Source organism: Methanobrevibacter sp. DSM 116169 (assembly GCF_046197865.1).
In the GTDB taxonomy this organism is placed as follows: Archaea; Methanobacteriota; Methanobacteria; order Methanobacteriales; family Methanobacteriaceae; genus JAHKLT01.
This window is the reverse complement of the sequence record NZ_CP166990.1, coordinates 707470-730284: the sequence shown is the minus strand read 5'-3', so window position 1 is coordinate 730284 and position 22815 is coordinate 707470. Positions and strand designations below refer to the sequence as shown.

The window sequence follows — 22815 nt, the reverse complement described above, 5'->3', positions numbered from 1 at the left end:
TGAAATTATTTAATTTTTAATTAATAATTATATATATCTAAAAAATAATATATAAATTTTAAGTTCAATTAATATAAAAAAAATAATTATGGGAAAATGATTTAAATGGATTTTAAAGAGAAATTAACGAATATTAAAAAAACAAAATTAAAAAATGATGAAAAAATCGGACTTATTTTGTTTGCTATAGGATTAATATACTTATTTATAATGAGCTATATTGGATTAACCAGATTTGGTGTTTGGAGTGATGAAATATTCACGTTCTCATCAGTATTAATGCCATTTAATGATTTCATATATGGAATCACAACAGATGTTCATCCTCCATTATATTATTTTATATTGAAGTTTTTTATAAAAATTTTCAGTTTTTTACAAATAAACAATATTATGTTTATATCTAAATTTGTTTCACTTATCCCTATTTATTTACTAGTTATATTAAGTGCTACTAAAATTAGAAAGGAATTTGGATTATTATGTTCTGGAATATTTACATTATGTATTACTTCAATGCCCCAACTAATGATTTATGGTGTAGAAATTAGAATGTATGGTTTTGCATTATTGTTTATGACTGCAAGTCTAATTTATACATATGAGATAATAAAAAATTCAAATTTAAAAAATTGGGCCATATTAACAATTTTGACCATTTGTAGTGCATATACCCATTATTTCTCAGCAATGGCATCAGGAGTATTGTATTTATTATTAATAGCTTATATTTTATATAAAAATAGACAATTAGTTAAATATTGGATTGCATCTTCAGTTCTAATTATATTAGCATATATTCCTTGGTTACCTTCACTTAAATATCAATTAACAAAAGTCAACACTCATTATTGGATAGAAGCTGCAACATTTGATTCAGTAATAGGTTATATTTATTATGTTTTATCTCCTGTAGATTATATAATTCGAGGAAATGAAATAACAAGTCCTACAATTTTAGGCACATTATTATTAATAGGAATTATTGCAATAATAATTTATTATTTAAAAGGAAAAAAAGATTTAAATGGAAATTTTGCAATATTTTCATTATTAGCATTTATATTAGTTCCAGTAGTAGGATTAACAATATCTGTACTTTTTAAACCTATTTTTCATGTTAGATATTTAGTTCCAATACTTGGATTATTGTGGTTAGGAGTAAGTATTCTCTTATCAAAAACATATGAAATAAAAAAGATTTTCATACCCATATTAGTAGTAATAATGATTGTAGGTGTTGTTGGAACATCAGATTTCATAAATATTGAAAATGCAGAATTAGTAGAAACTACTGAGAAGAATGATGTTATTCATGATGTTTTTGGAGAAAACAATATAATAATTTTTGATGATTATTTCCTTTATTATAAAAACTATGTATATTATTTTTCTTCACATGAAAATATACTTGTTGGAACAGATAATGCCTCTGAGACAATTGATTTTGGTGTTGAAGTAAAGAATGTATTAAATAGACCAGAAGTTCAAGAAAAAATAGCTAATGGTTCAAAAGTTTACTTCATAGACCGATATGATCCAGATTATGAAACTTGTTTAAAAGAAGGAGTTGAACTTAAAGAAGTATATGTTGATGAATATGATGCATATACTGCTTATGAAGTTATTTTAAATTAACAATTATTCATGAATATTATTAAATTACTTATTATTAATATTCAATAATAATATATATTATTTAAAAATAAATATAATTTTTAAGAACGTGATAAAATGACAAATCCTGAAGATGGTAAATTAATTGAAAATCCAGAATATACTATTGTTGAAGAAAAGAATTTTGAAGAAAATAATAAATATTGTACTAATTGTGGAAGCAGTATTAATTCAAATGCAGAGATATGTCCAAAATGTGGGTCTAAATCTAAACAAGATAAAAATACAAAATATTGTTCTAATTGTGGAAAAACAATAGATATAAATGCAGAAATATGTCCAAAATGTGGAGTTAGAGTTAAACAGGCACCATCTAATAATTCAAAAGATCCTGTAGTAGCTGCTGTTTTATCATTTTTTATTTGTGGTCTTGGTCAAATTTATAATGGAGAACTTGGTAAAGGATTAATTTTATTAATTTGTTATGTACTTTGTTTTACATTCTTTTGGTTAATTATACCAGGATTAATTGCAGTAGTAATTTGGATTTATGGAATTTATGATGCTTATACGGTTGCAAAAGAATTAAATTATTAAAAGTGATATGATGGTTAAAGAATTTAATATAAACTTATTTAGAAAAGGAGTAATTGGATTAAATAATAATCTTGAAATCGTTGGAGAAGTATTTCACAAAAACATTGATTTTCTTGCAAGTGATAAAGATGTAGCTATTAAAGAAAAAGGTGTAGATCAAATGGCTGATGAGATAGCTAAAACTCTTGATAGCTTTAATAATAATTATTTAGATTTTGAAAATCTATATAGAGAAGTGGTTGAAACGATTAAAGAAGAAGATGAAAATAAAAATGAATATGCTGACTTTTTAAATCATGTAGAAGACACTTTTCCAAAATATATCTCTGAGCTTAATCAAAGTATAGTTAGTATGACAAGTTTAGAGGTAAAAACAGCGAAATTTAATGAAGTTATAAATGATTTAAGTGTTATTATTGTAAAAATAATTGAAGTGTTCAAAAAGTTCTTAAAAGTATCATTTGATTATCTTGATAAAAAAGAAGAATAAAAAAAGAAGTTATTTAGAATAGAAGATTTTATCTTCTGGAATAGCTTCTTTTAATAAACCTAATTCTATTTCTAAATCCATAAAGTCCATAATAGTTTGCTTATATGCATCATCTAAACCTGAAACAAATTTAATATTAGATAATGATTTCTTTTCAACTTCAACATCAGATACTACTTCTGCAGGAAGTTTGTTTGCAGCTTCATTAGGATTTTCTTTTAAATAATTTGTAGCATTTTCATGAATTTCTAAAATAGCATCAAGATCTTCAGGGTTATTGTTAATAAAATCATCACTAGCAACAACAACACAACATGGATGATCTGGTAAAATATCTGAAGAAGATTCTAGTACAGTTCCTGCACCATTTTCAACTGCAATAGTAACAAATGGTTCATATGTTAACATTGCATCAATTTTTCCAGAATTTAATGCATCGTTCATTGGAGCTACTTTCATAGCTGATGCATCAACATCATCAATAGACATACCTTCTTTAGAAAGTGCATATTCAAGTAACATATATTGGATAGAAGCTTCACCAGGAGTAGCTATACTTTTACCTTTTAAATCTTGTACAGAATTTATACCTGAATCTTTTCCTACTACTAATCCACTACCTTCAATTTGAGCACCAGAAATAACTTTTACAGGAACCCCTTTATCAATTGAAGATAATACTGGAGTGATACCAACATAACCAATGTCAACTTCTCCACTAGCCATTGCAGTCATTAAATCTCCACCATTATTAAATTGAACAGTTTCAATTTTAATTCCTTTTTTACCATAGCTATCATCAGCTTGTGCTACAAATAATGCAGAATCATGATCAGATGGAAGATATCCAATCTTAACAACATCACTATCAGAGCCAGAGCCCATAAAAGCAAAAACTCCGATAATAGCAACAATAGCAATAACAGCAATTAAAATAATATACTTTTTATCCATATTATCACAATTTAATAATATGGTTTTCATTTAATAAAAGTTTTTTTGAGGGTCGATCAAAAATACTATTTTTGATCTTTTCTTGTTTAGATAGTTATTATAAACCATAGTAGCACGAGCTTAAATTCCCATTCCTCCAATGGTACATAACTGATTAAGGTATTTTTTTTTAAAAAGTTCTTTTTTGATTAATTTCTTTTTAAATATTGTGTTTGGTTTTCACATCAACATTTTTGCAAAAAAGATTTTTTAAATAATGAATTGAACTCTTCTAAAATATCATTAAAATATTTATTAATCAATTACAAGTTATTATTTGTATTAAATGGTATATAAAGTACCATGTTTTATTAAAAAACAAATATACATCAAAAAAACAATAATCTAAAACAAAAACAATAATAAAACCAAAATAATTTTGGCAGACCTTCTTTTTAAAAAAAATAAAGAGCAATTTATAAAAATTAATTCTAATAAAAATTATTAATTACATATATTTCAACAATAAAAGTACATTTAAAGGTGAAAATTAATAATCTTCAAGTTTATATATAATTAATTAAAAAATGAGTAATAGGTGATTAAAATGGGTCTTTTAGAAATATTAGGTAATGCTTCAGGAATTTCAATTGATGAAATAGAAAATAAATTTAATCATATCTTTTTAAGTGATGAAACAATATATCTTGCTTATAAACTTTTTAGAGATTATATAGTTTTTACATCAAAACGATTACTTTTAATTGATATTCAAGGAATTTCTGGGAAAAAAATAGAATTTCTATCAATTCCATATAAAAGCATTGTTGCTTTTGCAGTTGAAACTCCAGGCACACTAGATTCAAATGGAGAATTAAAACTTTATTTGAAAGGAAGTATAGCTCCTCTTAAATTAAGATTTCATTATAATAAAGTGAATATTTTTGAAATTCAATCTGTTTTAACAGAAATAATTTTAAATGATGATGAACCGAATGGAAATAATTTCCCAAATAACATTAGTAGTGAAAATAAAAAAAATAATTATTCCAATCAAAACAATGAAGTAGCTAAAAATAATTCCATTAATAATTTGCCACTAAAAGAAAGAAAAGAAAGAAAAAATAATATATGTAAAAGTTGCAATAAACCAATATCGCCTAATACAAATTTTTGCATACATTGTGGGGCTAAATTATAATTAAACCCCATAATTTTTATAAAACTATAATAATTCAGATCTTAAATCAATAGTATCTTTTAAATCTGGGCCAGTAGAAATAATAGTAACTGGAACACCAGTAGCTGTTTCAATATCAGAAATAAATGATTTTGTATCAGCTGACAAGTCAGAATAATCTTGAGTTTTAGCACAATTTGGATATAATCTATCTACACAAGTTAAAGCTATTTGAGTTGCACCATTTATCATACAAGATTCTTTAGCAAGATCCATATCAAAGAGTCCTACTCTTCTTCTACGGCCTGTAACAGTCCCATATTCTTCAATATCTAATTTTTCTGCTTCTTCTTGAGATATCTCTGTAGCAAATGGGCCTTCTCCAACTCTTGTAATATATGCTTTGAAAACATTAATAACTTCATCTACTTTAGTTGGTCCAACACCTACATCTGCTGCAAATGTACTAGCTGTAGTGTCTTTACTTGTAACATAAGGATAAGTTCCATAATATAGTGAAAGAGCAAAACCTTGAGAACCTTCAATAAATACATCTTCCCCATTATCAATAGCTTCATTAGTTTCAAGAGCTACATCAGAAACATAATCTTCTAATTCAGGAATATCTTTAGCCATTTTTGCTGTTCTTAAAACCCTATCAGAATTAGCTGGTCCACAACCAGATCCAGTACTACCAATTTTTTTAAATAAATGTTCTGAACCTTTATCTCTTTTTTTATGATCTTCAGTTAATATAGAACATCTATAATCCACATGTGTTCTACCTTTTAATTTATATTTACCTAAATAATCTAATTCATTGAAAAAAACATCAGTATCTACTAAAACTCCAGCACCAATTAATAATTTTGCATCTGTATGCATGAATCCTGAAGGAACTAATCTTAATCCATATTTTTCACCATTAAACTCTACAGAATGTCCTGCATTAGGTCCAACACCTGCACGAGCTATAATATTAGGTTTATCATTATCACAAAGATAAGTAATACATTTACCCTTACCTTCATCTCCCCAAGCTCCACCAACTAAAACACTACAAGTCATTTAAAAACTCCTTTATAAAAACTATCATAATAATACAACACTAAAATATTATAGTTTCAATGTTTATAAAAGTTTTTATGAAAAAATAGAATTAAAATAATAAAATTAAAATTATTTGTTGATAGTCCTTAAAGCTCTTTTAACTATCTTTTGTGTTTGCTTTGTAGGTGATAGATCAATCCATTCATTGGTTGTTTTAATAACCCAATCTTTTTGAGATTTACTTGCATCATTTAACCAATTTCCAACACTATCTTGAACATATTTAGAATTATCTGATTTTAAAGGTTCTAAAATAGCTATTGCTTTTTGAGGATTATCTTTTAATTCAATTGAATGTTTACACCATACTCCTCTCGGTCGTGTTGCTTCTGATGCATATCGTCTAATATATTCATTTGAATCTTTTGACCAATCAGATAAAATATCAATAGCTAAATCAAGATTTTCTATAATACTTTCTCTTAGGCCAATCCAAGCTTCTTCACGAACACTATGATGTTCATCAATTGCAAAATCTTTTATGAGATTTAATTTTTCTTCAATTGATAATCTTTCATCATATCCTATAATATATGGACCCCAAGATCTTGTAATATCTGAGGGGTGAGATTTAATATTTTCAATTAAATCATTATCATTATTTTTAATAGATTCATCTAAAAGTACTCTAGCTGTTGATTTAATAGCTTGTGGCATTGTTTGTTTTTTTAATGCATTATATGCAATTAATGAATTATCGAGATATTGCTTTCTATTTAAATCTTTTAAGACATTTTTAAGAAATTCTTCATAATCAATAGACAATGTTTCTACTAAATTTTTTGAAGGAATTTTACCTTTAGATAATAACTTTTTAATATGTGGAGGAACTTCTTCTATTTTTCTAGCTCCTTTTCTATTTTCTATATCCATAATAATCATTTTAAAAAATATATTATTTTTAGTAAAAAAGTGTAGATAAATTTAATTATATAATTAGTCTAATAAAATAGTAGATGATTTACTTGAAGAATATTTGATAAAATTTTAAAGTGAATAAAAATTTATGTGGTTTTTAGCATTAAATAACAAAAACAAATATCTAAGTAAATCATCTACTTATATAATATATTGTTCATATTATATAAAACTATCTCAACAATAAAAATTTCAATAACTGTTTTTCAAAAAAATTTATTATTTAAAAATAAATATAAAAAAATAATATTAATAAAATAGATTTTATTCAATTTGTTTAATAAAAACATAAAATTAATTCGTATTGTAAATTGTAATGAATTGTCACGATTTATAATAAAATTTAAAACATATGATAATCAAAGTTTAATTAGTGGTATTATGAATTTTAAAAACAGAATCATACTATATAAAAAGGACTTAAAAAATAACGAGTATATTGAAATTATAACTGCTCAAAGAACATACAAAGTCAATAATGATGAAAAAATAGAGTTTAAAGATGATTATGTTGTTATTTATCACAATAATCAAATTGAATATTTCTTATTAGAGTCTATTTTAAGTATTATTATACATATGGAAGAATTTGAAATATCTAATTTAGATGATAAAGACCTATATTAGCTTTTTAAAATCTTGTCACAAATAGAATCTTTTTTAATTCTTTTTTTATTACAATAATTTAAAATATATAAAATCCATTCATTAGATAAATTCTTTATTGAAGAAGAATCTAATTTCTCATTTTTTGTGAAAAAATCCATTTCATTACTACTTATACAAATAGCTAATTTATCTAATGTAAAAGTTAAGAAAAAATCATTTCTAATATTATGTGGGTTGAAATTATTATCAGGAAATGATTTCTCATTAGAATAATTATTAAATATATAATCTAGAAAATCAAAATCCTGAAATTTAAATTCATTAATATCATATGAAAAGTCTTTTATAAATGATTCATTTGAAAAATCATAATCTGATAAAAAGTCTAAATCCCAAATATCATTATAAAAAAAAGAAATAAATGCGTTAGATGCAAATCTAATAGATAAAGTAAAATCTTCATCTTCTTTTGGATTTGATAAAGCTACATTTTTAAAATCAAGATAAATAGAACCATTAGCTATTTCCAATGAACTAAATTTTGGTGAAAATTCCATAGCTTCTTCAATAATATCTAATGACCTATTATTCATTAATACACCTAAGAATGAAATTCTTTAAAAGAATTAAATGCTCCTTCCATTTCATAAATTGTATCATTATATGATTTATCCCATCTAAATGGTTTAATCTCAATAAATTCATCAAATGATCCATTCCAATTAACATTGAAGTTATAATCTTTTAAAGTATCTACAATAATTTGGCCAATTTTTAAAGCTTCATCTTTATTTTTATGAAAATCAGCAAAAGTTAAAAAGAGAGATTCTTCTAAAATAGCTTCTTCAACATCTTCAAAAGTATAAAAACAAAATCCATCAGGATTTAATTTATTTATTTTAAGATGATTATAAAGCTCAAGAACATCATTAATTCCATCTTCAAGATCATAACCACAATTATGAATAGCTATAATATTTTTTTTATTTAAATCTTTAAAAACTTCTTCTAATTTATTGAAATTTTCATTATTTTGCTCTTTATAAGAAAAATCTAAATCATCCAGATTAATATCTTCATCTATAAACTGTTCTTCAATAATTTCTGCTATTTCTTTATTACTATAAAAAGCTGATTTAGTTAATATTTCTAATGTAAAATCTAGCTCTTCTTTTAAATTATCTGTCATTAGTCCACTTCTAAAAGTTGTAAATGAGTTAAATTACCACGTTCTGAAAAACCAGCTATTAACCTATCTTCACCATTTTTTGCAACAGAAAACTCTTCTCTTTCTTTAAATTCACATCCTTTAAGTTTTGCATATCCTTCAAAAGCAGGTCTTGCAAATACATCAAAGTTTTTCTGGAAATTATTAAAAGTTTTTCTAAATCTTTCTGAAGAATTATCTTTTTTAATTAAATCAGATTTAATAGTGACAAATATATCCAAATCTTCAAATGAAGCAAGATAATATGCATCAACATCTAATAAAGAACTTGCAATCATAGCTATAATATGACAATCATCAAAATCAATTTTATAAGAAGGGGTTGTAAATTCTGCAATGTCATATTTTTCACCGAATTTTTTAATTTCTAATGAATTTTTAACAAGTGATTCATCAAAACCAATATTCTCATTATCCCATGCCCAAGATAGTTGATTGAATTCATTAGAATAAAAAGCTAAGATTTGTACATCAAATTTAATATCATCATTAAATTCTAAAGTTCCATTATCAATATCTAAAGAACCTGTTAAATCTCCAATAAGATTAGCTAAATTTTCTTGTTTATCATAAGCATAAGCTCCGTATTTAGAAAAAATAGTTTTAAATGAGTCTTTTTCTTCAATAGTAAGTGGTGTTTGTACTTCTTTCATATTATAACCTCTTTAAAATTTTAATTTTGAAATTCTATCCATTGCTTCAATAGTATTTTCTAATGTATTAAATGCTGTTAATCTTAAATATCCTTCACCACTTGGGCCAAATCCAGCACCAGGAGTTCCAACAATATTAGCTTCATTTAATAATTTATCAAAGAATCCCCATGAATCAATACCATCAGGAATTTTAATCCATAAATAAGGTGAATTAACTCCACCATAAACATCTAATCCTAATTCATTTAATTTAACTCTAATTAGTTTAGCATTTTTCATATAATAATCAATATTATCTTGAATTTCTTTTTTACCTTCTTCAGAATAGGTAGCTGCTGCTGCAATTTGTACAGGGAAAGACACTCCATTAAATTTAGTAGTTTGTCTTCTATTCCACAATTCATTTAATGAATGAGAATTTCCATTATCATCATATCCTTTAAGTTCCTTTGGAACAATTGTATAAGCACATCGAGTACCAGTAAATCCTGCAGTTTTTGAAAAACTTCTAAATTCAATAGCTACTTCTTTAGCTCCTTCAATTTCATAAATACTATGAGGTACATCAGACTCATTAATGAATTTTTCATATGCAGCATCAAATAAAATTAAAGATTTATGTTCTCTTGCATAATCAACAAAAGTCTTTAATTGATCTTTAGTAAGAGTAGTTCCTGTTGGATTATTTGGAAAACAAAGATAAATCAAATCAACTTCTTCATCAGGTAAAGATGGAATAAATCCATTTTCTTCTCTACAAGGAAGATAAACTAATCCTTCATACATTCCATCATCTTTCATCTCACCTGTACGGCCAGCCATAACATTAGTATCAACATAAACAGTATAAACTGGGTCTGTAACAGCTACTTTATTATTAATATCAAAGATTTCTTGAATATTAGCTGTATCACATTTAGCTCCATCACTAATAAAGACTTCATCTAAATCTAAATTAACACCAAATGGTTTATAATCATTTTCAATAATTTTCTCAGCTAAAAAAGAATAGCCTTGTTCAGGACCATATCCTTTAAAATCATCTGCAACACCCATATCATCAACAGCTTTAGAAAATGCTTTAACAACACTAGGAACTAATGGTTTAGTAACATCTCCAATACCCATACTGATGATTTCTTTATCTGGATTTTCTTTTTTATAATTTTCAACTCTATTTGCAATTTCTGCAAATAAATAGCTATTTTGAAGTAAAAGGTAATTTTCATTAATTTTAACAGTCATTGTTTAACCTCATGAGGGTCAGCCAAAAATGCTATTTTTGGTTTTTTCTTGTTTAAATAGTTCTTATGAACCATAGTAGCACGAGCTTAAATTCCCATTCCTCCAACGGTACATAATTGATTAAGTTATTTGTTTTTTTAAAAGGTTCTTTTTTTGCTTAATTTCTTTAATATATATTGTGTTTGGCTTTCACATCAATATTATGCTATAAGAAATTTTTTTTTAATCAAAAAATAAATTAAACCTTCTAAAATATCATGAAAATATTTATTAATCAATTACAAATCATTATTTGTCGTGACCAGCATATAAAATACTATGTTTTATTAAAAAACAAATATACATTGAAAAAACAATAATTTAAAATCAAAACAATTATAAAATCAAAACAATTTTGGCCAACCCTCCTCATAAAAAAATAAAGTACAAAGCTATACTTTTATTAAATAATATATTTGTAAAAAGACAATATTTATAGTTTGTCAAATGATTTTAGAAAAATAAATAATAGTGACTGTCAATTTGTTAGTTGGGTTTTTTTATCAAAAATTATTATTTTTATAATTTCTTTATTTTTTTTTGATTTTTGTGCTTTGTGCACGTGTTTTTTTTAAAAATAAGCTTAAAAAAGTTTATATAGGCGGAGAAACATATTATTAAGTATGTACCTCGAAAAAATATGCTCTCCAATTAGTAATTTGTCTGATGTTCAATATAAATTTTGCTTTCCAGGATTGGAAAAACGTGAAAAACAAAGTAAATTTAGTGTTGATAGAAGTGTTTATACGAATGATAGTCGTTATTATGCTTATAATAATAGTTTTTGTAAGCATTGTTTCTCTCGTGATCTGATTAAACATGGTTTTAATTCTAAAATGTTGATTTCAGTTGATGGTGATGAAAATCATATTTTTGTTCAAAAGTATTTATGTAAAAAATGCGGTAAAATTTCTCAAACAGAATTTCAAGATGAATATGATCCTTATTGTAATTTTTCTAATAATACATTAAATAAATCTAAAGAAACTATGTCATTAGAACGTGTATCATTAAGAAATCTGTCAAAAAATCATAAAACATTTAATAACATTAAAATTTCTCATGAAACAGTTAGAAAATCATTAATATTAAATTCTAATTTATATTACATAAATACTGATGTTGAATTATCTAACTATTATGGATATGATGAGCAATGGGTTAAAATTAATAAAAAATGGCAATATAGATGCGTAATATTCGATTTAATCAATAATGTTCCTATTGCAGAGGAATTAACTGATAATTTAAGCAAAAAATTCATTAAAAATTTTATTGATAAAAATATACCTCCACACAAAAGAAAATTCATTGTAACAGATTTAAAAAAAGAATATGATAATATAATGCGTCAATTAGGTTTTGATCACCAATACTGTACTTTTCATTTAAATTTAAACATAAATAAAAATTTAACTACTTTTTACAATAAAGCAAAAAACAAATACATAAAAGAATTAAAAAACAATGATCCTGAAATGTCAAAAACAGAAATAGATGAACTTGTAGATGAAAAATTAAAAACTATTAAAAAGGAAATAAACGAATATAAACAATGGTTCTGGCAACTATTCCAATTTAAAACATATGGTGAAGCATTAGAATTTATAGAAGAAATAAAAGAAAAATTGCCTGAATTTCCAGAGATATTAGGAGATTATTTGAAAAATAATTTCATGCCCATTTATAAAAAATTCTTAGTTTTCCTCAAAAAAGAACATAAAACAAAAGCATGCCAAACAAATAATAAAACAGAAAATTATATTGGCAACATAATGCCTAAATCATACAAAAAGAAATTTAGAACAGAAATAGGCCTCATGACACAAATAAAACACAGAATAAAAAATTGGATAAAAAACCGAAAAACCCAACTAACAAATTGACAGTCACAAATAATATACCATAAAAACACTTATAATAATCGAAAGATAAATATTATAATATTATAATTTATAATAATTTAAAAATATCAAAAAGACTTGTTGGGGTAAAATGGAATCAGAAACAATGTTTATTTTAATTAATATTGCAGTAATTGGTTTAATTGCCTGTATTATCGTTAAATTATATTACAGGGAAGAAGAAAGTGGAAATAAAGAAATTTCATATAAAAATAATAATGGTAATTCAAAATTCCAAGATATGATATCATCTACAAAAAATGTTGTAGAACAAACTAAAAATAAAGTTAGTAAAAAAGAAACTGAAGAAAGATCAAATCCTTATGATAATGTTTCTCCATATTTTAAGGAAGAAAATGATATAGATAATAATAATTTAGATGATATCTACAGATCACCTGTTAAATCTTCAGAATATGAATCTTGGGAAGAACCTAATGATATTATTGAAACTGAAACTTATGCAGCTAGTAAAGTTTTCCAAGAACCTATTGAAGAAAAACATAAAGCAATAATGAATCAATTACAAAATCAAGGTGTAGAATTTACTGAATTAAAAACTAATGAAGAAGATAAAGGAGAAGATAAAGTACCTTTATATGAAATCAATAATATCGAAGAAAAAATTAAAGATCCTATTGAAATTAATCCAGTAGAAGAAAATACTAATGATAACCCAATCACAGAAGATGTTACTAAAGAATCAACAGGAAAAGTAGATGGTGAGATTCAAAAAGAATCACATACAGAAGATATTAATACTCATTCTAATGAAATAGGAAACACAATTCAAGCAGCTATTGCAAATGAAGCAGTTACAGAAGATATAAATATTCCATTAAAAGATCGTGTTGAAGAAAATAAAAAACAAAAAGAAGAAACAAAAATTAGTGAAGATAAAAAAGATTCTGATGAAGATTTAAAAGAATTATTTAGCATTGATTCGTTAGTTGAAAAAGCTAAAGAAAAAGATGGAATTATAGAAAAAAGTCCTGAGGATAAAAATTTAAGTAGTGATGAATCTATTCTTAATATTGATAAAGAAGAAAAATTAGAAAAATCAAATGATTTAAAAGAAACTACTAAAGAAGAAGATATTAAAGACCACTACCAAAAAATTGGAGACATTGTTTCTGAGAACAATTATGAAAATGATTCTATTGAAGGAGATAATCTTTTAAAAGAAACTGAAACTAAAGAAAAAGAAGATGAATTTGGACAATCATTAGAAAATACTGATATGTTCGAAGATAATGACTTTGAATTAGTTGACTTTGGTGAAATAAAAGATAGTATTAAAAATTCAAAGATTGTAAAAAATGTTAAGAAATTTACTGAAGATAAGTTATTAGAATTACAAAATGATGAAGAATCTCCTGATGATGAATTCATAAGAAGTGTTAGAACTTATGATATTGATGAAGAACCAATTTATGTTGATAATAAAGTTAGAGAAGAAAATTTAGGTAAAATGGATAATATCCATGAGGAAACTAAAGAAGTTGAAAAACCTAAACCTACCCTTAAAAAACAAGCAAATACAATAACTGTAAAAATAAACAACAATGATGAAGTTCTTAAAAAAGGAGACACCATTATATTTAACTATAATGGAGAAAGTTATTCAAGTAAATTATTTAATATATATGGAAGCGATGTTGAAGTAAAATATCGTGGTAAAAATGTTTTAATCAATTCTAGTGACATTAAAAAAAGATTTTAATTAATCTTTTACTTTTTTATTTTTGATATATTTTTTTAATTAAAAAAAAAGAAAAAGTTAAATTATTTATGTGCAAAGAAAAATACTAATTTATCTTCTTTTTTCTCATCTAAACGAGCAAATCCAAATCTTTCAAATTGAACAATATCTCCAATATTCAAATTTTTACAATCTGGCTCACATAAACCTTCAACTATTGATGCATCATCCATAACTATTTCTGCTTTTACATTATCAGTAGCTGGAACCCATTGAATAATTCTAGCTTTAGCTTCACGAGCTTCATCAAATGATTTAGAATTAAATTTTACTGAATTTGCATCAATATCAATATTAACTGCATCCATTAAACGACTAATCCCATTTGTAAAATCAGCTTTAGGAATATATGCTTCTCCATTAAAAGTTAAAGTCCTATTTCCTCTATCTTCATAATCAGCATGTAATGGCCTTTTAATTTCATCAAGTTCATTATAATCAGCAATTTTAATTTTAATAGGATCTGGAACAAAGAAATATCTATTTGCTTTTTCTTCTAAAATATTTCTATTTAACCCATATATTTTTTTCCAACTAATAGCTGAATCAGACATTTTAATTCCAATTTCTTTAATTAATTCTGTAATAGTTTCAGCTTGAATTCCCCTTTTAGCTATTGCTCTTAAAGTACCTAAACGTGGGTCATCCCATCCCATATAAGTTCCATTTTCGATTCCTTCAAGTGCTTTAGAAGTACTAAGTGGAATATCTTCCATTTTTAATCTTCCATAATGTATAAATTCAGGAATGTCCCAATTAAAATGATTATATAGATATTTTTGTTTTTCACTATTAGCTAGATGATCTTTACCTCTTAAAACATGAGATAATTCCATTAAATGATCATCAATAGCTACTGAAAAGTTCATCATTGGATAGATTTTATATTTATTCCCAAGTCTTGGATGTGGTTCTGTTACAATACGCATAGCTACCCAATCACGAATAGCTGGATTTTTATGATTAATATCTGTTTTTACTCTTAAAACAGCATCTCCTTCATCCATATTATCAAAATTATCCCACATTTCTAAATTTTTATCAATTGAATTATCTCTACATGGACATGATTTTGATGCATCTTTAAGTTTTTTAAAGTCACCACCATCACAAGTACACATATAAGCTTCATTTAGCTCAATTAGTTTTCTTGCATATTCATAATAAATTTCAAATCTGTCACTTTGATAATAGATTTCATCTGTATTAAATCCTAACCATTTTAAATCTTCTAGAATCATTTCATAGGCAGGTTCATAAACTCTTTTTGGATCTGTATCTTCTATCCTTAAGATTAATTTTCCATTATATTTTTTTACATATTCATTATTTGGAATAGCTGCACGAGCATGTCCAATATGTAATGGTCCACTTGGATTTGGTGCAAAACGCATTACAACATTATCATGAGATCCTGGAAGTTCACCGAGTCCTGTTTGTTTAACTTGTTTTTTCTCCTCAATAGCTAAACCTAAAGATTTAATTTCTTCTTCTACTTCTTCAATACCCATATCATTAATATTTTTAACAATATCTGGTAAAACTTGATTAATTTCTTTTGCTTTAGCTCTAAGTTCAACTTCTTGAGACATTATTGAACCCATTACAGCACCAGGGTTTGCATACCCTTTATGTTTAGCTGCATTTAATAATGCATGTTTATATACAATTCTTTCTACATCATCCATATAATCACTATAATAAAATATTTATTTTTAAAAATATATAAACATAATTAGGAAGTGTTATTATTAATAAAAAAACTTACATTGAAAGACCTGAAGATGTAGATTGGGTTTATTTTTGGAAAAATGCTTTAGAAAATAAAAAAGATAAGGATAAAGATTGGAACGAAGCTGCACCACATTTTAATAAAAGAGCTAAAAAAGATAGCTATTTAGACTTTCTATTTAGTAAACTAATCTTATCTAATAATGACACTGTTTTAGATTTAGGTTGTGGTGAAGGTACTGTGACCATTCCTATTGCAAAGAAGGTTAAATCAGTTACAGGCCTAGATTCTGCTTATAAAATGCTTGAAATATTAGAAGAAAATTCTAAAAAAGAAGGAATTAGTAATATTAATACTATATTAACTGATGTAGAGGATATATCTAAAGATAAATTAGGTAGTTATGATATTATAGTAGCTTCAAGATCATTAAATGGAATTATTCCAATTGACGAGATATTATTTAAAATTAATGAAATAGCTAGTAAATATGTTTTTATAACTGTTTTTGGACCTGAAAATTGGAAAATAGAAAAGGAGTTTAAAAAAGAAATAGGCCTTTATGAAGAGTCTTTTCCAGAATATAATTATTTTTTTAATATTTTATTTAATATGGGAATTTATCCAAATATTGAAAGATTTAATAATGCAAAATATAGAGAATATAACACTATTGAAGAAGCTATGGATAATGGGAAATTTAGACTTGATTTATTAGATGATAATCAAAAAGAGGATTTAAGGAAATATCTTAAAAAAATACTTAAAAAAGATCCAAAAAGTGGAAAGCTTTATAATGAAAAAGATAAAGCTGATTGGATTTTAATTTGGTGGGAAAAATAGTTTATTTTAATGCATCAGCTATTAATTCAGCTACAGATACTAAAGATGTATCAGATGATATTGTATCTGTACTAATAATACTTTCACAACCTGCAGCATAGATTCTTATAGTTGCACCTTTTACTAATATAGGGTGAACACATGAAACATTGACATTTTTTGCACCCTGTTCTTTTAAAATATTTATAGCATTAATAATTGTGCCACCAGTAGCAATAATATCATCAATAATAATAGCTTCCTTTCCTTTAACAGAATCTATATTTACATTAGAATGTTTCTTTAAATCATCTTCAGATAAATCACATCTTAAATCTACAATGCGAGTTTCAACTTTATCTGGACCTAAACGAACTTTACTTAAATATGTGCAGGTACAATCTAATAATTTAGCTATTTCTTCTGCAAATGGGAAAGCTCCTTTATCTGGAGCAATAATTATAGGTTCATCCTCAACAATAGTAGAAATATGTTTGGCTATTGGAGCCATAGCAGATAAATTTTTAGCTTCAATATTAAAAAAGTCTAAAACGCTTTCTTCATGAATATTGAGTGTTATAAATTCAGTTGCACCAGCAGCTTCAAGCAAATTTGCAACAGTTTTAGCAGAAATTGATTCACCATCATTAAAACGCTTTTCTTGTCTAGCATAACCCATATAAGGTGTAACAACAGTGATTTTAGAAGCACCTAAGTCTTTTGCTGTACTAATTAAAAATAATAACTCCATTAAATTCTCATCTTGAGGATAATAAGTAGATTGAATAATTACAACTTCATCTGGAATTTCATCTTTAATTCTTGTATATCTTTCACCATCAGGAAATTTCCAAGTATCAACTGATGCAAACTTTTTATTTAATAATTTAGCTACTTTTGCCCCTAAATTTTGTGATGCAGAACCTGCAATAATCATGAATTCACCTTAAAATACATTTAACTTATAATCAATATCAAAATTAATATAATCATGTGGAATATCACAACAGCTTTTAACTAATCTCTGTTTAAATGTAATATTTCCAAATTTTTTTAATTTATCTTCTAAATCATTAATAATTGGTTTTATATTATTTTTATTATCTACTCTTAAGCTTACAAAAAAATTATAACCAGTATTAGTATTTGAGATAAATACATCATCAATTTCGAATTTTTCATTGTATTTATCTAATATTTCATTAGTTATATCAATAATTTCATCTGAAATATCATCTTTATCAATCATAAATAATCTCCATAAATACAATATTATAATATAATTTAAAGTTTCTATATTAAATATTATTTGTTTTGGATTAATTTTAATTATTAAATAGAATTATTTTGAAAATAAATAAATCGTGTAAGATATATAAAATGATTATCTATTTAATTTCATTTTTAAAAAATCAAGTTCTTGATTTAAAGCAGGTTTATTAGGAAATGAATTTTTAATATCATCAATCATCTTAAAAGATAAATCTTTTAAATCAAAATCATTGACTTTTTGAATTTCATTACATAATTTACGATATTTATGCCTAGTATCTGCAAATTGAGCTTTTTCTAAAATATAAAATTCAATTAATTGGTTTATTTCTTTAAATCTATATTTAATTAAATTTGGAATAAAATCGAAAATAAACATGTTATTTTTTTCAATAGCTTTAAGTAATTTATCCCATTCTTCTTCTGATTCTAAAATATTTAAATAATCATTAGTAAAAAGATTTTTTTGTGCAATTTTAAGTAAATCTTCACGTTTTTCATCCCAAGTATTATTATTTATATAAAAATCCTTTAAAATATAAAAATATTCATGATGTCCTTTTTTTAAAAGATTATTTGCAATTTCCATCTGTTTATCTGTAAAATTAGATTTTTTATAAATATTAAAAAGTAAATAATTCCATTTTTTCAATACTTGATAATTTTCTTCTATTTCAATTTTTTCTAAAACTAATTTTTCAGCTAATTCAAAATTTTGATTATCAATAGCTTGACTAATTATAATTTCTCTATAATAATCAAGATCAATATTATTCATTCTAAATTTTTGAAGTTCCTCTTCACCATCAAATTTTAATATTAAAGACTCTTCAATTAATTTAAAATCTAAAATTTCACTTTCATCATATTTAATTTCATTTAAAAAATAGTTTCTATTGTCTTTATCAACAAATTCTATAGCAAAATTTAATATATCCCATTTAGACATATCATGATTATGAAAATTAAAAAGATTTCCTTTTCTAACTAATGTTTCTAAAGCTCGATTTTTAGAATTTTTATCAGCATATTTTTTAAATAATACAATAGTTTCTTCTAAAATCTCAAAAGAATTGTCAATAATATCATGAAAATCATATAATCCATCATAATAATAAAATTTTTCAAATAGTAAAATAGATTCTAAGAAAATTTCAAAAGAATAATTAAAAATATCTTCATAGTTTGTTTTATCTAGTTTTTCTTTAAATTCTTCAATTAAATATTCAATTTTAGAAATAATTTCATCTAAATCATCATTATTATATTCATTAACTATTAAACAACTAATTTGATATTTAATTTCTTCAAAAAGGTATTCAAAGGATTCATTAAAAAATTTTAAAAATTCATATCTTAGGTTATTATCTTTTAATTGCTCAGATAAAAAACTAGACAATTCTTCTTTAGATGCTCTTTCTAATAATTTTCTAGATTGATCAATTGACGAAGTTTTATTTGTATCCTTTAATTCATGAATTTTCATTTCTTTAAAATCATTATTTAAAATAGCTAAAAGAACTGCAATCACATGTTTACAAACTGGGCCATAATTATAAGGACAATTGCAATTATAATGAGTAATTTCTTCATTATCATTTAATATTATTTTAACTTTATAAGGATCATAGTTACTTCCCTCAACATTAGATATAAACATGTTCCCTTTTTTAGATAAAGATAAAACATACCCTGAGTGATAATAGCTTTCTCCTCTTTCAATAATTTGAAAATCAGATGCTTCAATAAATTCATTTATTTTCATATAAATCACCTAAAAATAAGTAAAATTGATAAAATTATTCCAATTAAAGAAATAACTATTTGAATATATCCATGTTTTTTTAAAAGAGAGTTATTAGATTGAATTAAATAAAAAGGAATAAAAATTCCAAAAAATGAGAAAAAACTTGTATTTTTAAAATTTAAAATAAAATTAAGTAATAATCCACCCCAACTAAAAAGTATCGTTAAAATATAGCTTCCAATAATTAAATGTTTATTTTTAATAGCTATATTATCTGGATCTTTTATGAAAGATTCATTTCCACAATTTGGACAGAAATTATAGCTATTTTTATATTTGAAACCACATCTAGAACAGATTTTTACCATTAAAATCTAAATATAATTAATATTATCTACTTCTTCACGTCCTGTTGATGGGAATCCTTCACCATTAGCATAACCAAGTAGGACACCACATACAGGAGTAAATCCTTCAGGTAAATTTAATTTTTTAGCTAATTCAGGATTTGCTCCTAAAGCAATAACAGGAGATACAACATAACAAGAACCTAAATCTAAATCAGTAGCTTCTAAAATCATTGTTGTAGCAGAACATGCACAATTAACTTGTCCAAAACCTTCTTCAGGTGCTGAAAATATTATCATACAAGGAGCTCCATACATTGGTTCATAACCAGGAATTTTAGCTCTTGATTCAAAAAATTCATTTCCAGAATTTAACATAAAGTCTTTTGTTGCAACATTAATTCTATTTAATAAATCTTTATTTTGAATTACTGTTAATTGAAATGGACCTGCATTAGGTGCTTTATTAGCTACATCTAATAAAGTATCTAATTTTTCTTTTTCAATATCTTTACTTTCATATCCTCTAATACTTTTACGTTTATTTATTGTATCTAAAGTTTCCATTTTATCACCAAAATTAAAATTTAAAAAAATAAAAGATAAGCAACTAATGGTGAGTTGCTTTTTTAAGTGGATTTTCAATAGTATTTTTAGTAACTTTAGAACCTAATTCTTTCATTTTATTAATTAAGGTATCTTTTTTACTTCCACTAATTAAAATATTTTCTAAAACATCACTTAATGTATCGATTGGAACAATTTCAACCATTTTTTCATATTTCTTCTCAATCATTACATCTTTTAAGTTTGATCTAGGAATTAAAACTTTTTTAATACCAGCTTCAGCAGCAGCTTCAATTTTACCTGTAGCTCCACCAATAGGCATTACATCTCCACGAACATTTAATGAACCAGTTAATGCAACAGTTTGATCAATAGGAATTTCTTCAACAGCAGATATAACTGCAGCAGCTATTGATACACTAGCACTGTCACCTTCAACACCATCATAAGTTTGTAAAAACTGTACATGAATATCATAGTTAGAAATATCTCTTTGTGTGTACTTTTTAATTAAAGCACTAACATTTTGAACAGATTCTTGAGCTATTTCACCTAATTTACCAGTAGCTATGATTTTGCCTTCACTTTTACTTTGTGCAGGTGCTGCTTCAGCTGCAATAGGTGAAACTATTCCACTTCTATCACCAATAACAGCAAGTCCATTAATAAGACCTATTTTTCCACCTTCTGAATCGAATACACTGTATTCTTTTCTTTGTAAGATAGATCTATCAGCCATTTGTTGTTCTAAAGTTCTTGAGAATTTTTTAGCTTGAATAACATGTTTTGCTTGTACTTTAGGAGCTTTCTCTTCAATAGCTACATCTCCTGCAGCTCTAACAAGTCCGCCTAAATCTCTGAGTTTTAAAGTTAAAGCATCTTTTTTACCAGCTCTTCTTTTAGCTTCTAATATGATTTCATCTAATGCATCAGTTTCAAAATGAGGAATTCTACCATCATTTTTAACTTCTTGAGCTACAAATTGAACTAATTTTTCCCTATTTTCAGAATTATCATCCATAGAATCTTTCATATATACTTCATAACCATATCCTCTAATTCTGGATCTCATAGCTATGTGCATACCTTCTAAAACTTGAATATTACCTGATGCTACAAGTACAAAATCACATGGAACTGATTCTGATCTAACCATAGCTCCACTACTGTTTTCACTTTGGCCAGTAATAGAATATTTTTTCTCTTGCATTGCAGATAATAATTCTTGTTGAGTTTTAGTACTCATTGTACCAATCTCATCAATATATAAAACTCCCCTATCTGCTTTATGAATCATACCAGCTTCTACTCTTTCATGAGCAGGAGTTCCAAGACCACCAGATTGATAAGGGTCGTGGCGAACATCACCAAGTAATGCTCCAGCATGAGCACCAGTTGCATCCATAAATGGTGCAAACTTTCTATCTCCATTACCAACTAATAACTTTGGAGATAAAACATTATTCTTAGGTTTTAATTGGAATGAAATCAATAAAATTAATGCTGCAGCTATTATTGATTCTAAAAATCTTCCATACATAGCTCCAATAGCTACTACTGCACCAATGGCAATAATAGTAAAAATTGATTTTCTCTCTTCACTAGACTTTGAAGACATTTTAGATTCTTTAACAATCTGTTTTCCAGCTCCTGCAGGAACTGTTCTAATAAGAGGATTATTGTTATCTTCTGGATTTGGATAAACTAATATATCTTTTAAAACTTCAGGAGGAAGTAATTCTGCCATACCTTTTGCAAGCATGGACTTACCAACACCAGGGTCTCCAATTAAAAGAACATTTCTTCTTTGTTTAGCAGCTTTTTTAATAGTTTCAATTGATTCTTCATGACCAATTACTTGGTCAATGAGAAGTTTTGGTACTTCTATATCTTCAGAACTTTTAATATTATCATAATCAAGCATAGGTTTAGTTTTTTCTATTTCTTCTTCTTTTTCTTCAATTTCAGGTTCTAATACAACATCTTCTGATGAGTCAATATTTGCACCTTCTTCTATTTTCATTAAACAAACCTCTTTAT

At 25.3% G+C, this 22815-nt stretch carries 22 protein-coding genes; 8 read left to right on the top strand and 14 right to left on the bottom strand.

Translation table 11 applies throughout. The annotated features are described in order from the left end of the window. The first annotated feature begins 105 nt into the window (after positions 1 to 105). The 3 genes from ACA134_RS03790 to ACA134_RS03780 all read left to right on the top strand — a co-directional run bounded on the left by ACA134_RS03790 (position 106) and on the right by ACA134_RS03780 (position 2704). Positions 106 to 1638: a hypothetical protein gene (locus ACA134_RS03790; RefSeq protein ID WP_409200850.1), complete on the top strand. Its 1533-nt coding sequence runs from the start codon at positions 106 to 108 to the stop codon at positions 1636 to 1638. A 96-nt stretch (positions 1639 to 1734) separates the two neighbouring features. Then, a complete protein-coding gene (locus tag ACA134_RS03785) occupies positions 1735 to 2214 on the top strand; it encodes a zinc-ribbon domain-containing protein (RefSeq protein WP_409200849.1) in 480 nt (159 codons plus the stop codon). Between the two features lie 10 nt (positions 2215 to 2224). Next, positions 2225 to 2704, top strand: a complete 480-nt coding sequence (locus tag ACA134_RS03780; RefSeq protein ID WP_409200848.1) for a hypothetical protein — start codon at positions 2225 to 2227, stop codon at positions 2702 to 2704. A gap of 9 nt (positions 2705 to 2713) precedes the next feature. On the opposite strand, the gene ACA134_RS03775 is transcribed toward ACA134_RS03780, so the two are convergent. After that, the gene (locus ACA134_RS03775) at positions 2714 to 3658 is read right to left on the bottom strand and encodes an ABC transporter substrate-binding protein (protein WP_409200847.1); all 945 of its coding nucleotides are present in this window, start codon (positions 3656 to 3658) and stop codon (positions 2714 to 2716) included. A 586-nt stretch (positions 3659 to 4244) separates the two neighbouring features. On the opposite strand from ACA134_RS03775, the gene ACA134_RS03770 reads away from it, so the two are divergent. Next, entirely contained in the window at positions 4245 to 4838 is a 594-nt protein-coding gene (locus ACA134_RS03770) for a PH domain-containing protein (RefSeq protein ID WP_409200846.1), read from the top strand. Positions 4839 to 4862: 24 nt separating this feature from the next. Here ACA134_RS03770 and ACA134_RS03765 read toward each other — a convergent pair whose 3' ends face one another. Then, positions 4863 to 5885, bottom strand: a complete 1023-nt coding sequence (locus tag ACA134_RS03765) for an adenylosuccinate synthetase (RefSeq protein WP_409200845.1) — start codon at positions 5883 to 5885, stop codon at positions 4863 to 4865. Positions 5886 to 5996: 111 nt separating this feature from the next. Further along, positions 5997 to 6800 (bottom strand): DNA alkylation repair protein, encoded by an 804-nt coding sequence (locus ACA134_RS03760; protein WP_409200844.1) that lies wholly within the window; start codon positions 6798 to 6800, stop codon positions 5997 to 5999. Between the two features lie 426 nt (positions 6801 to 7226). On the opposite strand from ACA134_RS03760, the gene ACA134_RS03755 reads away from it, so the two are divergent. Then, positions 7227 to 7472, top strand: a complete 246-nt coding sequence (locus ACA134_RS03755; protein WP_409200843.1) for a hypothetical protein — start codon at positions 7227 to 7229, stop codon at positions 7470 to 7472. Here the strand turns inward: ACA134_RS03755 and ACA134_RS03750 are convergent. The 4 genes from ACA134_RS03750 to ACA134_RS03735 are packed head-to-tail and all read right to left on the bottom strand — an operon-like array spanning position 7469 to position 10583. Next, entirely contained in the window at positions 7469 to 8047 is a 579-nt protein-coding gene (locus ACA134_RS03750; protein WP_409200842.1) for a hypothetical protein, read from the bottom strand. The two genes, ACA134_RS03755 and ACA134_RS03750, sit on opposite strands and share 4 nt — an antisense overlap. Positions 8048 to 8055: 8 nt before the next feature. After that, a complete protein-coding gene (locus ACA134_RS03745; protein WP_409200841.1) occupies positions 8056 to 8643 on the bottom strand; it encodes a DUF6891 domain-containing protein in 588 nt (195 codons plus the stop codon). Further along, positions 8643 to 9335, bottom strand: coding sequence for a DUF6882 domain-containing protein (locus ACA134_RS03740; RefSeq protein WP_409200840.1), 693 nt, complete (start codon positions 9333 to 9335; stop codon positions 8643 to 8645). Before ACA134_RS03740 ends, ACA134_RS03745 begins: the two co-directional genes overlap by 1 nt. A 12-nt stretch (positions 9336 to 9347) precedes the next feature. Then, positions 9348 to 10583, bottom strand: a complete 1236-nt coding sequence (locus ACA134_RS03735; protein ID WP_409200839.1) for an LL-diaminopimelate aminotransferase — start codon at positions 10581 to 10583, stop codon at positions 9348 to 9350. A gap of 662 nt (positions 10584 to 11245) precedes the next feature. On the opposite strand from ACA134_RS03735, the gene ACA134_RS03730 reads away from it, so the two are divergent. Together ACA134_RS03730 and ACA134_RS03725 are read left to right on the top strand one after the other, a co-directional pair. Next, positions 11246 to 12508: a hypothetical protein gene (locus tag ACA134_RS03730; RefSeq protein ID WP_409199744.1), complete on the top strand. Its 1263-nt coding sequence runs from the start codon at positions 11246 to 11248 to the stop codon at positions 12506 to 12508. A 109-nt stretch (positions 12509 to 12617) separates the two neighbouring features. Beyond that, positions 12618 to 14249 carry a hypothetical protein gene (locus tag ACA134_RS03725; protein WP_409200838.1) on the top strand — a complete coding sequence of 544 codons (1632 nt, stop codon included), beginning with the start codon at positions 12618 to 12620 and terminating at the stop codon, positions 14247 to 14249. A gap of 62 nt (positions 14250 to 14311) precedes the next feature. On the opposite strand, the gene ACA134_RS03720 is transcribed toward ACA134_RS03725, so the two are convergent. Continuing rightward, positions 14312 to 15976, bottom strand: a complete 1665-nt coding sequence (locus ACA134_RS03720) for a glutamate--tRNA ligase (RefSeq protein ID WP_409200837.1) — start codon at positions 15974 to 15976, stop codon at positions 14312 to 14314. A gap of 59 nt (positions 15977 to 16035) precedes the next feature. On the opposite strand from ACA134_RS03720, the gene ACA134_RS03715 reads away from it, so the two are divergent. Further along, entirely contained in the window at positions 16036 to 16863 is an 828-nt protein-coding gene (locus tag ACA134_RS03715) for a class I SAM-dependent methyltransferase (RefSeq protein ID WP_409201063.1), read from the top strand. A gap of 1 nt (position 16864) precedes the next feature. Here ACA134_RS03715 and ACA134_RS03710 read toward each other — a convergent pair whose 3' ends face one another. The 6 genes from ACA134_RS03710 to lonB form a co-directional block, all read right to left on the bottom strand. Continuing rightward, the gene (locus ACA134_RS03710) at positions 16865 to 17779 is read right to left on the bottom strand and encodes a ribose-phosphate diphosphokinase (protein ID WP_409200836.1); all 915 of its coding nucleotides are present in this window, start codon (positions 17777 to 17779) and stop codon (positions 16865 to 16867) included. A 9-nt stretch (positions 17780 to 17788) separates the two neighbouring features. After that, positions 17789 to 18091, bottom strand: a complete 303-nt coding sequence (locus ACA134_RS03705; RefSeq protein WP_409200835.1) for a hypothetical protein — start codon at positions 18089 to 18091, stop codon at positions 17789 to 17791. Positions 18092 to 18226: 135 nt separating this feature from the next. Then, entirely contained in the window at positions 18227 to 19879 is a 1653-nt protein-coding gene (locus ACA134_RS03700; RefSeq protein ID WP_409200834.1) for an SWIM zinc finger domain-containing protein, read from the bottom strand. Positions 19880 to 19884: 5 nt separating this feature from the next. Beyond that, positions 19885 to 20229, bottom strand: coding sequence for a zinc ribbon domain-containing protein (locus tag ACA134_RS03695; protein WP_409200833.1), 345 nt, complete (start codon positions 20227 to 20229; stop codon positions 19885 to 19887). A gap of 6 nt (positions 20230 to 20235) precedes the next feature. After that, positions 20236 to 20775, bottom strand: coding sequence for a nitroreductase family protein (locus ACA134_RS03690; RefSeq protein ID WP_409200832.1), 540 nt, complete (start codon positions 20773 to 20775; stop codon positions 20236 to 20238). Between the two features lie 43 nt (positions 20776 to 20818). After that, positions 20819 to 22699 (bottom strand): ATP-dependent protease LonB, encoded by a 1881-nt coding sequence (lonB, locus tag ACA134_RS03685; RefSeq protein WP_409201062.1) that lies wholly within the window; start codon positions 22697 to 22699, stop codon positions 20819 to 20821. Positions 22700 to 22815 lie beyond the last annotated feature (116 nt).

Excerpts from the sequence above, each read along its gene's own strand:
- ACA134_RS03790 (WP_409200850.1), top strand. The coding sequence starts at position 106 with ATGGATTTTAAAGAGAAATTAACGAATATTAAAAAAACAAAATTAAAA.
- ACA134_RS03785 (WP_409200849.1), top strand. The coding sequence starts at position 1,735 with ATGACAAATCCTGAAGATGGTAAATTAATTGAAAATCCAGAATATACT.
- ACA134_RS03780 (WP_409200848.1), top strand. The coding sequence starts at position 2,225 with ATGGTTAAAGAATTTAATATAAACTTATTTAGAAAAGGAGTAATTGGA.
- ACA134_RS03775 (WP_409200847.1), bottom strand. The coding sequence starts at position 3,658 with ATGGATAAAAAGTATATTATTTTAATTGCTGTTATTGCTATTGTTGCT.
- ACA134_RS03770 (WP_409200846.1), top strand. The coding sequence starts at position 4,245 with ATGGGTCTTTTAGAAATATTAGGTAATGCTTCAGGAATTTCAATTGAT.
- ACA134_RS03765 (WP_409200845.1), bottom strand. The coding sequence starts at position 5,885 with ATGACTTGTAGTGTTTTAGTTGGTGGAGCTTGGGGAGATGAAGGTAAG.
- ACA134_RS03760 (WP_409200844.1), bottom strand. The coding sequence starts at position 6,800 with ATGGATATAGAAAATAGAAAAGGAGCTAGAAAAATAGAAGAAGTTCCT.
- ACA134_RS03755 (WP_409200843.1), top strand. The coding sequence starts at position 7,227 with ATGAATTTTAAAAACAGAATCATACTATATAAAAAGGACTTAAAAAAT.
- ACA134_RS03750 (WP_409200842.1), bottom strand. The coding sequence starts at position 8,047 with ATGAATAATAGGTCATTAGATATTATTGAAGAAGCTATGGAATTTTCA.
- ACA134_RS03745 (WP_409200841.1), bottom strand. The coding sequence starts at position 8,643 with ATGACAGATAATTTAAAAGAAGAGCTAGATTTTACATTAGAAATATTA.
- ACA134_RS03740 (WP_409200840.1), bottom strand. The coding sequence starts at position 9,335 with ATGAAAGAAGTACAAACACCACTTACTATTGAAGAAAAAGACTCATTT.
- ACA134_RS03735 (WP_409200839.1), bottom strand. The coding sequence starts at position 10,583 with ATGACTGTTAAAATTAATGAAAATTACCTTTTACTTCAAAATAGCTAT.
- ACA134_RS03730 (WP_409199744.1), top strand. The coding sequence starts at position 11,246 with ATGTACCTCGAAAAAATATGCTCTCCAATTAGTAATTTGTCTGATGTT.
- ACA134_RS03725 (WP_409200838.1), top strand. The coding sequence starts at position 12,618 with ATGGAATCAGAAACAATGTTTATTTTAATTAATATTGCAGTAATTGGT.
- ACA134_RS03720 (WP_409200837.1), bottom strand. The coding sequence starts at position 15,976 with ATGGATGATGTAGAAAGAATTGTATATAAACATGCATTATTAAATGCA.
- ACA134_RS03710 (WP_409200836.1), bottom strand. The coding sequence starts at position 17,779 with ATGATTATTGCAGGTTCTGCATCACAAAATTTAGGGGCAAAAGTAGCT.
- ACA134_RS03705 (WP_409200835.1), bottom strand. The coding sequence starts at position 18,091 with ATGATTGATAAAGATGATATTTCAGATGAAATTATTGATATAACTAAT.
- ACA134_RS03700 (WP_409200834.1), bottom strand. The coding sequence starts at position 19,879 with ATGAAAATAAATGAATTTATTGAAGCATCTGATTTTCAAATTATTGAA.
- ACA134_RS03695 (WP_409200833.1), bottom strand. The coding sequence starts at position 20,229 with ATGGTAAAAATCTGTTCTAGATGTGGTTTCAAATATAAAAATAGCTAT.
- ACA134_RS03690 (WP_409200832.1), bottom strand. The coding sequence starts at position 20,775 with ATGGAAACTTTAGATACAATAAATAAACGTAAAAGTATTAGAGGATAT.
- lonB (WP_409201062.1), bottom strand. The coding sequence starts at position 22,699 with ATGCTTGATTATGATAATATTAAAAGTTCTGAAGATATAGAAGTACCA.